We start from the raw sequence: 13,979 nt of genomic DNA, 5'->3' as shown, positions 1-13,979 counted from the left end.
CTTGCGGCAAGGCCCCGTTTGTCCGGCATACTCCTCGGCCGAAGCTAGAACCTGCGGAAATGGAGTAATGAGTGACGGACATCGACGTAATCATCGTGGGCGCGGGACCGAGCGGCCTGATGCTGGCCGGTGAGCTGCGCCTGGCCGGAGTCCGATCGCTGGTGCTGGAACGGCAGCCGCACATCCGTGACACCCCGAAGGCCAGCGGTATCGGCGGCCGGATCCTGGACCTGCTGCGCTACCGCGGCCTGCTGGACCGATTCGAGGCGGCCAGCAGCGATCCGCACCTGGCTCCCCGATTCCCGTTCGGCAACATCTATTTGGACTTCACCCAGATGGCGGAGCCGCCGATGCGGGCGTTGCCGATCCCGCAGCGCGACATCGAGCGGCTGCTCGACGATCGCGCGGGCGAACTAGGCGCCGAGATCCGCCGCGGCCACGAGGTGGTCGGCGTGAGTCAGGACGACGCCACGGTGACCGCGCAGGTGCGCGGGCCGGACGGGACGTATCAGGTGACCGCGCGCTACCTGGTCGGTTGCGACGGCGGACGCAGCCGAATCCGTGACATGGCGGGTATCTCCTTCCCCGGCACCACCTATCCGGAGGTCAACCGGCTGGGCCAGGTCACCGTGCCCGATTCGGTCACGGTGCTCGACAACGGCGACATCGAGGTCCCGGGACTGGGCACGATCCACGCGGGTTTCACCCACACCGACAACGGTGTGTTCGCGTTCGCCGTCTCCGATGGGGTGCTGTTCATGCAGACCACCGAGGACGAGTCCGCCGAATACGACGACGACGAGCCGCTGACCCTGACCGAACTCGCCGACAGTGCGCGCCGGGTACTCGGCGGGGAGCTGCCGATGGGAGAGCCGATTCGACTGTCGCGCTACACCTTCAAGGATCGGCAGGCCGAGCAGTACCGCGCCGGACGGATCATGGTGGCCGGCGACGCGGCCCACCTGTTCCCCGCCACCGGCACGGCGCTCAACGTCGGCATGCTCGACACGGTCAACCTGGCCTGGAAGCTGGGCGCCGACATCCACGGCTGGGCACCGACCGGACTGCTGGACACCTACCACGACGAGCGCCACCTCGCCGGCGCGCGGGCACTGGTCCAGACCCGCGCCCAGGTGGCCGTGCGCCGCGGCGACGATGCGGCCGCCGAGGCGCTCCGGCAGGTCCTCCGGGAACTGCTCGCCGACGAGCCCGCCTTGCGCCGGATGGGAAACCTGGTCGGCCACAACGACATCCGCTATCCGGTGCCGGGTGACGCGCACGCCCTCGCGGGCACCTTCGCGCCCGACCTGACCCTGCACACCGACCAGGGTGTTACCAGCGTCGCGGAACTCATGCGCACCGCACGACCGGTCCTGCTCGACCTCGCCGACCGAGCGGAGCTGCGTGAGATCGCCCGAGAGTGGGCGGACCGGATCGACATCCGCACGGCCAAGACCGACGACCGCCCGGCCGATGCCCTGCTGATCCGCCCGGACGCCCACATCGCCTGGGCCGCAACGATCGACGAATCCGCCGACACCGCAGCGGCCGCATTGCGCGAAGCACTCGTCGGCTGGTTCGGCACGCCCTGACAGGTGCGGTGCCGAGTTCGCTCGCACCTCGAAGCACCGGCGCGAGGCTGCGCAGGGTTGGCCATCAGGTTGTCGCCGCTGCTGGCCATGAGCCGGTCGGTGACGACCGGATCCCGCAGGGCGGCACCGCGTTCCGGCCGTCGCCAGTCCGCTGGCGACGGCCGGTCGCCGCTCGGGCCCGTTCAACTGCGCAGGGTTGATCCGCCGTGTACAAACAGTGATGGGTGTACCGAACAGACGAGGTGAATATGTGGAAGATCTGTCGGACCTGCGCGGTCGAGCACGAGGGCGCGGCGCAGCTGTGCCGCATCTGCGCCGACGAGCGACAGTGGGTGCCCGCTGAGGGCCAGCAGTGGACCACCCTCGACGAGCTCGCCGCGGACGGCCACAAGGTGGCGCTGCGTGAGCTGGAGCCGGACCTGTTCGGCTTGACGACCGAACCGGAGTTCGGCATCGGACAGGAATCCCATCTGCTGCGGACGCCGGCGGGCAATCTGCTGTGGGACGTGACCGGTTACGTCGACGAGGATGCCGCGCGGCGGGTCCGTGAGCTCGGCGAGGTCGTCGCGATCGTGCCGAGTCACCCGCACCATTACGGCGTGCAGGTGGAGTGGAGCCGGGCGCTCGGCGGGGTGCCGGTGCTCGTCGCCGAGCCCGACCTGGAGTGGATCGCCCGCCCGGATCCGGTGATCCGACCGTGGTCCGGCCGGCTCGAGCCGCTGCCCGGTGTCACCCTGCGCCAGCTGGGCGGGCATTTCCCGGGCAGCGCGGTCCTGCACTGGGCGGCGGGCGCCGGGGGCAAGGGTGTGCTGTTCAGCGCGGACACCGTGCAGGCGAATCCGGACCGCACGTCGGTCGCCTTCATGCGCAGCTATCCCAACCGGATCCCGTTGTCCGCCAACGTCGTCGCCCGCATCGCGCACACCGTCGAGGAGTTCGAATTCGACCGCATCTACGACAATTTCGGCCGCACCATCGACGGTGACGCCCGTGCCGTCGTCCGCAGCTCCGCCGACCGCTACATCGGTTGGGTCAGTGGAGAATTCGACCACCTGACCTGAGCTTCGCACTGCGCCAACCGATCTCAACGCGGCGGAATGCTAGTCCGTTCAGCCGCGAGCAGTCCATTGATGTGATCGGCCAGCCAGCTGACGGCGGCTTCCGACGCCTCGGTGAGGCGATCGTTGAACGACGCCGGTCGCTCGGCGACGCCACGGGCCCACTCGGGGTCGATCCACTGCTCGCGGCTGAACAGGGTCTGCTCGTCACGCTCCTGAAAGGTGTAGGTCAGGGTGGCGTCGTACCCGCTGTCATACAGCGTCATCCGGTAGGGACGCTCGTACTCGCGCACCTCCCAATACAAATGGAAGTCGACGCCGTCGGTGACACCGTGCTCATAGACGGTGTCACCCAACCGCAACGGCCGCTCGGTCACACCGCCGACCGAGCGCGTGTACGGATGCCACTGCGGCCAGAATCTCGCCTGCGTGATCAAGTCGAAAACGGCCTCGACGGGCCCGTGCAGCAGAACTTCGAATCTTTCACCCACGACGACCTCCTGAATCGGGGCAACAACCCGGTCCTTGGCCTCGCTCAGCAGTCCATCGGGACACACTGGGTACGGTTGGGCATCATTCAACCACGCGGAACCGTGCGTGAAGGGCGACCAGCGCGCTGAGCGCGAGCCGGTGGGCGTCGAGGGTCAGTTGCCGCGGTACCCGATCTCCTTGGTCAGCGCGATGACATCGGTCAGCTCGCGCGGCGGTTCACCGCATTCCTCGGCGTCGACGCGTTTGCTGGTGCCGTCGCGGTAGGTCACGGTCACGGTGTAGGAGAACCCGTCGCGGCAGCCGTTCGGCCCGGTGTAGAACTCCTGCAGGGACCGGAACGGTAGCCCGGCGACCATGTCGAACAACTCACTGCGCCGCGGACTCTCGACCTTGTCGTCGACGGTGTAGAACTCGTTGACCCCGGCGAAGCCGCCGGTCTGGTTCACCTCGACGCTGGCCACCCCGGAAGAGTCTGTGCCCGGCTGCGTTTCACCGACACCGCCGCAGGCCGCCGAGGCGAGGAACAGCACGCACATCACGGCGGCGGACAGGATCAGCGGTTGCGCGATACCACGGCGGGACCGAGAGACGCTCATAGCCGCACACTATCGCCACGGGTGCGTCGCGACAATGCCACTTCGTCCCCAGTTGACCCCGCTCGGACCATTGGGGAATCGACCAACAGAACCACAAAGTGACTGATGGTTATCGATACTCACGATTCGACATACCGAAGTATCGCAACTGCGGTTACCGCCGAGCCCGCTCGACAACGCGGCGCCGTCAAGATCAAATATGCCTGAAAGTGTCCAGCACATAGCATCTTTGACGAGCAACAGCCCAGGCAACAACCCGCGCGGCGACTTGTTTTCCAAAGCCGGGACAAGCCGTTCACAACCTTGATAAGTTAATAACCATTCTTCCACTGAAAGGCGCGGACCAGCGCTACCCGAGTGCGCCGCGTCGACTCGGTGGCGGCTGGACTCGGCGAGGAGTGGCGACATGGATGGACTCAGTAGACGCAACGCACTGAAGGCAAGCGGTGCATTGGGCGCGTTGGGCGCCTTGGCAATGGTGACGCCCGCCCGAGCGGAACCGTGGACCTGGTCACCCGACGGCTCGGTGGCGGGCAGCGGCACCGGAGCCGACCCGCTGACCGTGTGGGATGCCGAGGCGGATCCCGTGGTCGCCGGGCTGCTCGACCGGGGCGAAGTACCCGCGGTGAACGCGCTGCTGCGCACGTGGACCAGAAACGGCCAGCCCTTGCCCGCCGGATTGCCCACGGAACTAAGAGATTTCATGGAGTACGCCCGCCAGCTACCGCAGTGGACCGACCACGGCAAGCTGGGCACCGCGGTCGAGTTCAACAAGAAGCGCGGTCTCTACCTCGGCGTGCTGTACGGCTTGGCCAGCGGCATGATGAGCACCGTCATTCCCAAGGAGGCGCGGGCGGTCTACTACTCCAAGGGCGGTCATGATCTGAAGGACCGCATCTCCAAGACCGCGAAACTCGGCTACGACATCGGCACGGCGAATGCCTATGCGCCCGATGGCGAAATGGTCGTCACGTGCGTCAAGACCCGGCTGGTGCATGCCGCCGTGCGCCACCTGCTGCCGCAGTCGCCGCACTGGGTGCACTCCGCCGAGGAGGACATTCCGATCAGCCAGAACGACATCATGGTCACCTGGCACAGCCTGCCGACGACCGTCATGAAACATCTGACCGCATGGCGGGTGCCCATCCCGGCGCACGAGTCGGCCGCGTTCCTGCACTCCTGGCAGGTATGCGCGCACATGCTCGGCGTCCGGGACGAGTACATCCCGAACTCGTGGGCCGAGGCGAATTCCCAAGCCGCACAGGTGCTCGACCCGATACTGATGCCGACGCCCGAGGGCACCGCGCTGGCCGACCGGCTGCTGCGGCTCGGCGTGAACCTCGACCTCGCCATCCTCAGCAAGCCGGTCCTCGGCGCGTTCACCCGCTTCCTGCTCGGTGACAAGATCGCCGACGGCCTGGCCATCCCCAGGGAACCGCTCTGGGACCCGCTGTTGCGCGTGAGCTGGGGCCCCTTCATCGCGGTCCGCGAGGGCCTGCTGCCCGTCGTCCCGCTGGCCCCGGATGTGTACTGGCTCTTCGACGAATTCCTCCGCCAGGCCGCGCTGATCTACCTGGCCGAACTGCGCATGCCGATCAGTATCGAACTCCCCCAGATGAATCGGGACATGAGCCGACCGCCGCGCTGATCTCCGGTCAGGAGTTGCGCCGGACCACCAAGCCGGATTCATAAGCGAGAACGACGAGTTGGGCTCGGTCCCGGACATCGAGCTTGGTCATCGCTCGATTGATGTGGGTCTTCGCGGTGAGCGGGCTGATCACCATCCGGTCCGCGATCTCGTCGTTCGAAAGGCCCTGCGCCACAAGGGCAACCGCTTCCCGCTCACGGTTGGTGAGTTCGTTCAGTGCCGCGCTGACACCCGGGTCGAGCGGCTGGCTGACGTACCGGTCGATCAGCCGGCGAGTGATCGACGGTGCGAGCAGGGCGTCACCGCGCGCGGCGACGCGGATGGCATGCAGGAAGTCTTCCGGCTCGATGTCCTTGACGAGGAAGCCGGCCGCCCCGGCCCGCAGCGCGTCGAAAACGTATTCGTCCATGCCGTAATTGGTGAGGATGACGACGTGCACCCCGGCCAGGGCCGGGTCCGCGGCGATGCGCCTGGTCGCCTCGATGCCGTCCATCACCGGCATCTGGATGTCGATGAGGGCGATGTCGGGCAGGTGCTCCCGGGCCAGCACGAGGCCTTGGCTCCCGTCGGCGGCTTCGGCCACCACCTCGATGTCGTCCTCGAGCTCGAGCAGTGCGCGGAATCCGCTGCGGATCAGCGGCTGGTCGTCGACCAGCAGGACCCGAATCATGAGGTCCGGTCCACGGGGAGTTCGGCGTGCACGGAGAAGCCGCCTTCGCTGCGCGGTGCCGCGCGCAGGTACCCGCCGAGGGCGGTGACTCGTTCGCGCATCCCGAGCAGCCCGACGCCGGGCGCCGACGCGGTGTTCGTGGTGGCTGTGCCGTCGTCGTCGACTCGGACGACCAGAGTGTCGGGCCGGTAGTCGATCCGGACCGACGCCGTCGCGGCCGCGGCGTGCCTGGCGACGTTGGTGAGCGACTCCTGAACGATCCGGTAGACGGTCCGGTCCACCGCGGCAGGCACGTCCTGGCGCTGACCTTCGATCGTCAGGCTCGCGTCCAAGCCGGTAGTCCGGGCCCGTGCCACGAGTTCTGGGACGTGCGCGAGTCCTTGTGGCGGCGAGGTGCTGTCGTCGCGCAGCGCCTCCAGGGTCGCGCGCAGTTCCCTGGCTGCCTCGCGACCGGCCTGCCGGATCGCGAGCAACGCTTCGGGTACCTCTTCACCGCGTTTCCGGGCCACGTGCACGGCGGCCTCGGATTGCACCTTGATCACCGAGATCTGGTGGGTGAGCGAATCATGCAGCTCCCGTGCGATATGCAGTCGCTCTTCGTCGGCCCGGCGTCGCGCGGTCTCTTCGCGAGTGCGCTCGGCTTCGTCGGCTCGCTGCTCGGCCTGCCGCAAAGCCTCACCCGCCGCACCCGCCGCGATCAACCAGGCGATCTCGAGCGCGTCCCGGGCCTGCGCGAAGGCGGCGCCGGTGTCGTGCAGCGAGGCCAGGGCCGCGAGCGGCAGCGCGGCGAGCAAGGTCACCGAGGCCGCCACCGTGATCCAGCGATGGCCTGCGCGCACGGCGGCGTACACGGCGAACAGAAACGCGACCGCCGGCACGTCGAAGCCGACGGCTTGATAACCCAGCGCGCACAACCCGGTCACGGCCAAGACCGCGAGCGGAGCGGTGCGGCGGGCGGCCAGCGCCAATCCGCTCACGATCAACAGCGCGTAACCGATCGGGTCGAGATCGGAGGCGGTGTGCTGCTTGGATAATCCGGTGGCCAGCAGGGCTGCCGCCACGCCGGCAGCGATCGCCCAGTCCGCGATCCGTTCCCTGCTCATGTGTGCACCCTAGCCGGAGCGGCGCGCGCACGACTCCCGCGCACGGATGATCATCGGACTACCGCACACGCAGTAGTTCCGTGGCCCGCTACGCCGTCCGCGGTAGTCGGTTACGGCGGCGGCAGCAGCACGAATTGCCCACGCCTGCACGATGTTCGGCGGTGGTGCAAGCGGACATGATCGAGCGACATCATTTCTGCGAAGGAGCACGCCATGTCCATCCGTCACCTGTTCGCCACCGCGATCCTCACCGCTTCGACGCTCGCTGTCCCGGCGGTCGCGCAGGCCTCGGCCCAGCCGATGGCCGCCAGCGTGACCACCATGAGCTCCGGGCGAGTCGGCGCCATCGTGGCCGCGCTGATCGGACTGACCGGCGTGCTCATCGGCGGGCTTGCGCTGACCGGCCGCCTCCGCCTGGGCAGCGCCCCCCTGATCGCCCTACTGGCGGGGCTGATCGCCATGGTCATCGGCGGGCTGGTCGTGGCCACCTCGGACGGTGGTCTCGGCACCGGCAACGGGTTGGGCGGCGCCTTCGTCGGCTTGCTGGTCGGGCTGGCCAGCTCGGTCCTGGGCGGGCTCGGCCTGATTCGCTCCCGCCGCACCGCCTGATTCATTCCTGCCGGGCTGCGGACGGCGGAGGACTTGCCTGCGCACAACGAAGATCGCCGCGCCGATGGCAACGACCGCCGCACCGGTCAGCACCGATGCCATCGGCAAGGTGCAGGCGAGGATCAGGCAGCCGAGCACGCCGACCGCGGGAATCACCCGCCACGGCCGCCCCTCGGCCGGGGTCAATGTCCAGGCGGCCGCATTGGCGACGGCGTAGTAGAGCAGGACGCCGAACGACGAGAACCCGATAGCGGCACGCACATCGACGGTTGCCGCGGCGACGGCCACGACCGCCCCGACGGCGATCTCCGCGCGGTGCGGCACCGCGAACCGGGGATGCACCGCCGCAAGCGCGTGCGGCAGGTGCCGGTCGCGGGCCATCGCCAGCGTGGTGCGCGAGACACCGAGGATCAACGCCAGCAGCGCGCCCAGCGCGGCGACGACCGCGCCGACCCGAACCGCCGGCGCCAACCAGCCCGCGTTTGTCGACCGCACCACGTCCGTCAACGGCGCGCTCGACTCGGACAAGCCTTGCGGCCCAAGGATTGTCAGGGCCGCGATCAGGACGACCGCATACACGAGCAACGTGATGCCGAGTGCGAGCGGGATCGCGCGCGGAATGGTGCGGGCCGGGTCGCGGACCTCCTCGCCGAGAGTGGCGATGCGCGCGTATCCGGCGAACGCGAAGAACAACAGTCCCGCCGCCTGCAACACGCCGAAAACGGTTATGTCGGAGCCGAATTCCAGTCGCGCCAGGTCGGCCGTCTCGGCGGTGAATGCCGCCACAACCACCGCGGCGAGCACAGCGAGCACGACCGCCACGATCACCCTGGTCAACAGCGCGGACTTCTGGACGCCGCGATAGTTCACCACCGTCAACGCGACCACCGCCGCCGCGGCGACCGCGTGCGCGTGCTCCGGCCAGGCATAGACACCCGCGGTCAACGCCATCGCCGCACACGACGCCGTCTTACCGACCACGAAACACCACCCCGCCAGATACCCCCAGAACTCGCCGAGCCGTTCGCGCCCATACACATACGTGCCGCCCGAAGCCGGATATCGGGCCGCCAACTTCGCCGACGACGTCGCATTGCAGTACGCCACCAGCGCCGCGATCGCCAGCCCGAGCAGCACCGCCGACCCGGCCGCCCGCGCCGCCGGAGCCAGCGCGGCGAAGATCCCGGCCCCGATCATCGCACCGAGTCCGACAACCACCGCATCGGACAGCCCCAAACTCCGCCGCAGCTCATCCGGCATACCCGTCAGCGGTGTCTCGGCCACTCTGCTCCCGTCACGGAATGAATTCGATCAAATCCATTTGATGAATCTGATGCTATCCTCGATGCATGACGCTGTCACGTCAAGCGGTACCGCCATTTGTTCAACTAGCCGCACACCCCCTGCGGTGGCGACTGCTGAACGAACTGGCCGGCAGCGATTTCCGGGTCCGGGAGTTGGTGACGCTGGTCGGCGAACCGCAGAACCTGGTCTCCTACCATCTGCGATTGCTGCGCGGCGGCGGGCTGGTAACCACCACCCGGAGTAGCCACGACGGCCGTGACAGCTACTACCATCTGGACCTCGACCGCTGCTCCGAGGCGCTCACCGGCGCGGGCGCGGCCCTGCACCCGGCACTTCGGTTATCCACCGCCGCACCGACATTCGATCCGACCGGACCGCTGGCGGTGCTGTTCGTCTGCAGCGGCAACAGTGCTCGCTCCGCGATCGCGGAGGCACTGCTGCGCCGGTACACCGGCGGCCGCATCGAAGTGGCCAGCGCCGGTAGTCGGCCCAAACCCGCGATGCACCCCGACACCGTGCGGGTGCTGCGGGAGGAGTACGGGCTCGACATCGCCGACCAGTCGCCGCGCCACCTCGACGACCTCGCCGGACACCGGTTCGACGCGGTGATCACGTTGTGCGACAAGGCCCGTGAAGTATGCCCCGAGTTCGACAACAACCCCCGGTCGATCCACTGGAGCATTCCCGACCCGGCGGCATCGAAGGTCGCCGACAGCTACCCGATCTTCCAGGCCACCGCCGCCGAGATCGACACCCGCATCCGCTACCTGCTACCGACCCTCACCGTCGGCAGTCCAGCGCAAAGGAATTGACCATGACCCGCGATTACGCCAGCGTCCGCTACCTCGTCGATGACGTGCAAGCCGCCATCGAGTTCTACACCAGCCACCTGGGCTTCACCGTCAACATGAGCGCGGCACCCGCCTTCGCGGATGTAGTCCGCGGACCGCTGCGCCTATTACTCTCCGGCCCAACGAGTTCCGGCGCCCGCGCCACCCCCGCAGGCACCGGCCCCGGCGGCAACCGCATCCACCTCACCGTCGATGACCTCGCGGCCGAGATCGCCCGCCTCCGCGCGAGCAGCGTCGAATTCCGCAGCGAGGTGGTCACCGGCCCCGGCGGCAGCCAGATCCTGCTCGCCGACCCAGCAGGCAACCTGATCGAACTCTTCCAACCCGCCGACCGTCCCGAGTGACCACAGGCTGACGCCGCCGAGCGCCGCGACAACGCTTGGCGCACTGTCGGATTCACCGTCATCCAGTTCGACCCGTACGTTCCGGACGAGACCCGGCGCGCGATGAGCCTGGACGCTCCCGCCGCGCTCGACCGATGACTCGCGCCTCGAAAGAACCAACCGGTCTTCAAAGATTCGGAACGATAATCATTACCTCCCCCAAGAACTGTGGGCTTGTAATGGATATACGAACTCTTATAAGGGCTTAGTTCGAAATCGGCAGTGGCGGAACAGATTACCCCCGAATTGGGGGTTATGTGACACAGGTCACATATCGTTCTTGTGTCGCATATTCATAGGATCGATTCTAATGATTCCAGCCGGAACTAGGGGAAGCTACATACTCAAAGGGGGTCATGATATGTCTACTATTTCCGCTTCGCGCATTCACGCGCTATCACGGTTGCGACCGTCGGAACCGTAACTCGGGGTCGGCTCGCGTGACCAGCGGCGATACCGACCTCACCCAGCGCTGACGTCGTCCTCGAGCAGTCGAGTCCGGCGGAGGCGCATTTCCCGGAAAGCCGCGATCATCATCCGCGATCACACTTTCCGCAAATATCCAGCACCGGGTGTATTACCGAATTCCAGACCCGGTGAGATCTCTCTGTACGAAAGTCTCGGGCGACCCTCGAGACCGTGAGGCTGATTGTGGACGAATACGCTCTGGCATGCCCGTCGGTCATCGGCGAACGATTTACGCTGCTGGCAAAACAGCACCCCGAACGGGTGGCAGTGATCGGCGATGGTGGACAACTGACCTATTCCGAACTCGATCGTCGATCCGACGGTCTGGCCCGGCATCTGCAGGACTGCGGCGTACGCCCGGGCGACATCGTGGCATTGGCCGCCCGCCGCCGGATCGCCACCATTGTCGGCCTGCTCGCCATCCTGAAAACGGGCGCCGGGTACCTCGCGCTCGACGAGCGATCGCCGAGGCAACGCCGTGAGCTCGTGCTGCGCCGCTCGGGCGTGCGAATCGTGTTGGTACACGAGGATTCAGCACCGCAACTGCCCGCGAACTGTCGTGCGGTATCACTGGACGCGGACCGCTCCGCGCAGTCGCCCACACCGGTCACCATTACCGATCTGCACCCGGCTTACCTGGCCTACACCTCGGGCTCCACCGGCACGCCCAAGGGTGTGTGCGTGCCGCACCGCGCGGTGTCGCGACTGGTGGTCGACTCCGACTTCCTTTCCGTCACAACGGATGACGTCTTTCTGCAATTCGCGCCGATCGCCTTCGACGCCTCGACCCTGGAAATCTGGGGAGCGCTGCTCAACGGCGCGCAACTCGTCCTCGCACCCGACACCGAGCTCTCGATCAGCGAGCTGACCAAACTCGTCGGTCACCATCGGGTGACCGTGCTCTGGTTGACCGCGGGCCTGTTCCAGCAGGTCACCGAGGGCGGCCTCGACGAACTGCGCAGCCTGCGCTATCTGCTGGCCGGCGGCGACGTGCTGTCCCCCGCACACGTGCACCGGGCCGTGACCACGCTGACCGATACGACGGTGATCAACGGCTACGGGCCAACGGAGAACACAACTTTCACGTGCTGCTACGCCGTGACCGCTACCCCGACCGGGCCGGTACCGATCGGCCACCCGATCCGCGGCACCGGCGTGCACGTACTCGATGCCCGGCTCACTCTGGTACCGGATGATGCGGCCGGTGAGCTGTATGCGACGGGAACCGGTCTGGCGCACGGATATTGGGACGACCCGAGCCTGACCGCAGCAACCTTCGTCGCCGATCCGGCCGCCCACCTCCCGGGCGACCGCATGTATCGCACAGGCGATCTCGTCCGTCGGCAACAGAGCGGCGCCCTGGACTATCTGGGCCGGATCGACCACCAGGTGAAGATCCGCGGATTCCGCATCGAGATCGGCGAGGTAGAAGCCGCGATCGCCGCCCTGCCCGGCGTCGCGACCCTCGCGGTCGTCCCGCAGGACCAGCGCGGCGGCGGAAAACGCTTGGCCGCCTGGCTCGTCGGCGAATCGAACGCCGAACTGTCCACCCTGGACGTCCGGCGCGCGCTCGCCGAAACCCTGCCCTCCTATGCGGTACCTACGCTGATCCGAATCGTCGACGCCCTGCCGTTGACCGCCAACGGCAAGATCGACCGGCGAGCACTCGCCGCAGCCCAGCCGACCGAACGCCCGCAACTGACCAGTGCCTACCGCGAGCCGTGCACCGCGCTGGAGACAGCCGTAACCACCTTGTGGACCGATTATTTCGGCATTACGGGCATCGGCGCCGACGACGATTTCTTCGAACTCGGCGGGCATTCGCTGCTCGGCGTGCGCATCACCGCCGACCTCGAGCGCGAGTACGGCGTGACCGTTTCGCCGGTCACCTTCTACCTCGATCCCACTCCGGCAGGCCTGGCCGCCGCCGTCGAGCAAGGGCGGCAGAGCGCGTGAAGATCACGACCGACGTCCGCGCGGCCCCCGATCTGGACGGAATCGACCTCTTCGATCCACACTTCTTCGCCACCGGCGACCCACATCCGGTCTGGGCGGCCATGCGTGCCCATGCCCCGCTGCACCGCCAAATGCTGCCGGATGGACGGTCTTTCCGTTCGGTCACCCGGCACGCGGACGCCTGCCGGGTACTCGGTGACCATCGTGCTTTCACCTCCGAACGCGGCAGCGTGCTCACCCAACTCGGGCACGGCGACATCTCCGCGGGCAAGATGCTCGTATCCACCGATCCGCCACGACATTCCGAGCTTCGGCGCCCGATCCAACCGCAGCTGTCGGTGCGCACGGTCGCCGCATGGCAGGAGTCCATTCGCACTGCGGTGCAACGGTTTCTGGCCCCCGCACTAGACGGCGGCAGCTGGGATGTCGCGCAGCAGGCGTACGAACTCCCGATGACGGTGGCCGGTGCGCTACTGGGCATTCCGGAGGCCGACTGGGACAACCTGGTGCGGTGGACGGCCATGGCCGCCGCACCCGAGGATCCCGAGTTCCGGGTCCGCAGCGGATCGGCCACCCTGGCCATCGCCCATCATCAGCTGTTCGACTACTTCGGCGCGCTGGTCAAACGCCACCGCGGCGACCAGCCGCGCGCCGACCTCATCGGACATCTGATGAGCATGCAGGCCGGCGGCGCGCCACTCACCGACAACGAGGTCGTCTACAACTGCTACAGCCTGCTGCTCGGCGCCAATGCCACCACACCGCACACCGTCAGCGGCACCATGCTCGCGCTCGCCGAACACGAAGACCAATGGCGCGCAGTGCGTTCCGATTCAGCCCTGGTTCCCCGGCTGGTCGAGGAGGGGCTGCGCTGGACCTCGCCCGCCAACAGCTTCCTGCGGTACGCGAGCGCCGACACCGAGCTGAGCGGCGGGCTGGTCGAGGCGGGTGAGGCCGTCGCGGTCTGGATCGGCTCGGCCAACCGGGACGAATCGGTCTTCGCCGAGCCGTACCGGTTCGACATCACCCGCACGGACAACCGGCACATCGCGTTCGGCCACGGACCGCACTATTGTCTCGGCGCACCGTTGGCACGGTTGACCTTCCGGGTGCTGTTCGAAGAACTGGCCGGGCGGTTCACCACTATCGAGCCGGTGGCACCACCGCAGCACCTGGCGTCGGTTTTCATCGCCGGTATGACGCATTTCCTGATCCGGACCGGATGAGCGGTCCGGCGAAAACCATAGC

The 13,979-nt window shown here is 67.4% G+C and carries 12 protein-coding genes and 1 pseudogene; 8 read left to right on the top strand and 5 right to left on the bottom strand.

Annotation, left to right across the window (positions count from 1 at the left end; genetic code table 11):
* Positions 1-71: 71 nt before the first annotated feature.
* Both DBO33_RS15430 and DBO33_RS15425 read left to right on the top strand, forming a co-directional pair.
* A complete protein-coding gene (locus tag DBO33_RS15430) occupies positions 72-1,592 on the top strand; it encodes an FAD-dependent monooxygenase (RefSeq protein WP_107655654.1) in 1,521 nt (506 codons plus the stop codon).
* Positions 1,593-1,840: 248 nt separating this feature from the next.
* Positions 1,841-2,653, top strand: a complete 813-nt coding sequence (locus DBO33_RS15425; RefSeq protein WP_107655653.1) for an MBL fold metallo-hydrolase — start codon at positions 1,841-1,843, stop codon at positions 2,651-2,653.
* Between the two features lie 23 nt (positions 2,654-2,676).
* On the opposite strand, the gene DBO33_RS15420 is transcribed toward DBO33_RS15425, so the two are convergent.
* Positions 2,677-3,141 (bottom strand): SRPBCC family protein, encoded by a 465-nt coding sequence (locus DBO33_RS15420; RefSeq protein ID WP_159080281.1) that lies wholly within the window; start codon positions 3,139-3,141, stop codon positions 2,677-2,679.
* A gap of 153 nt (positions 3,142-3,294) precedes the next feature.
* Complete coding sequence (locus DBO33_RS15415; RefSeq protein WP_107655651.1) at positions 3,295-3,738, bottom strand: protealysin inhibitor emfourin; 444 nt, start codon at positions 3,736-3,738, stop codon at positions 3,295-3,297.
* A gap of 406 nt (positions 3,739-4,144) precedes the next feature.
* Here DBO33_RS15415 and DBO33_RS15410 point away from each other — a divergent pair, with 406 nt between their 5' ends.
* Positions 4,145-5,386, top strand: a complete 1,242-nt coding sequence (locus DBO33_RS15410; RefSeq protein WP_107655650.1) for an oxygenase MpaB family protein — start codon at positions 4,145-4,147, stop codon at positions 5,384-5,386.
* Between the two features lie 7 nt (positions 5,387-5,393).
* Here the strand turns inward: DBO33_RS15410 and DBO33_RS15405 are convergent, their stop codons facing one another.
* Both DBO33_RS15405 and DBO33_RS15400 read right to left on the bottom strand, forming a co-directional pair.
* On the bottom strand, positions 5,394-6,056 hold the full coding sequence (locus DBO33_RS15405; RefSeq protein WP_107655649.1) for a response regulator: 663 nt from the start codon (positions 6,054-6,056) through the stop codon (positions 5,394-5,396).
* Entirely contained in the window at positions 6,053-7,159 is a 1,107-nt protein-coding gene (locus DBO33_RS15400) for a sensor histidine kinase (protein WP_107655648.1), read from the bottom strand. Before DBO33_RS15400 ends, DBO33_RS15405 begins: the two co-directional genes overlap by 4 nt.
* Before the next feature lie 213 nt (positions 7,160-7,372).
* Between DBO33_RS15400 and DBO33_RS15395 the strand changes: the two genes are divergently transcribed.
* Positions 7,373-7,768, top strand: coding sequence for a DUF6223 family protein (locus DBO33_RS15395; protein ID WP_107655647.1), 396 nt, complete (start codon positions 7,373-7,375; stop codon positions 7,766-7,768).
* On the opposite strand, the pseudogene DBO33_RS15390 reads toward DBO33_RS15395, so the two are convergent.
* Positions 7,769-9,028 (bottom strand): annotated as a pseudogene (locus tag DBO33_RS15390) (APC family permease); the annotation flags it as partial.
* Between the two features lie 89 nt (positions 9,029-9,117).
* Here DBO33_RS15390 and DBO33_RS15385 point away from each other — a divergent pair.
* The 4 genes from DBO33_RS15385 to DBO33_RS15370 all read left to right on the top strand — a co-directional run bounded on the left by DBO33_RS15385 (position 9,118) and on the right by DBO33_RS15370 (position 13,957).
* Complete coding sequence (locus tag DBO33_RS15385; protein WP_107655646.1) at positions 9,118-9,885, top strand: arsenate reductase/protein-tyrosine-phosphatase family protein; 768 nt, start codon at positions 9,118-9,120, stop codon at positions 9,883-9,885.
* A 2-nt stretch (positions 9,886-9,887) separates the two neighbouring features.
* Entirely contained in the window at positions 9,888-10,268 is a 381-nt protein-coding gene (locus DBO33_RS15380; protein ID WP_107655645.1) for a VOC family protein, read from the top strand.
* A 678-nt stretch (positions 10,269-10,946) separates the two neighbouring features.
* Positions 10,947-12,731: a non-ribosomal peptide synthetase gene (locus DBO33_RS15375; RefSeq protein WP_199856638.1), complete on the top strand. Its 1,785-nt coding sequence runs from the start codon at positions 10,947-10,949 to the stop codon at positions 12,729-12,731.
* Positions 12,728-13,957, top strand: a complete 1,230-nt coding sequence (locus DBO33_RS15370) for a cytochrome P450 (RefSeq protein ID WP_199856637.1) — start codon at positions 12,728-12,730, stop codon at positions 13,955-13,957. Before DBO33_RS15375 ends, DBO33_RS15370 begins: the two co-directional genes overlap by 4 nt.
* Positions 13,958-13,979 lie beyond the last annotated feature (22 nt).

The sequence above is a fragment of the Nocardia suismassiliense genome, assembly GCF_900269665.1.
GTDB lineage: Bacteria > Actinomycetota > Actinomycetes > Mycobacteriales > Mycobacteriaceae > Nocardia > Nocardia suismassiliense.
This window is presented reverse-complemented; position numbering and strand designations above follow the sequence as displayed.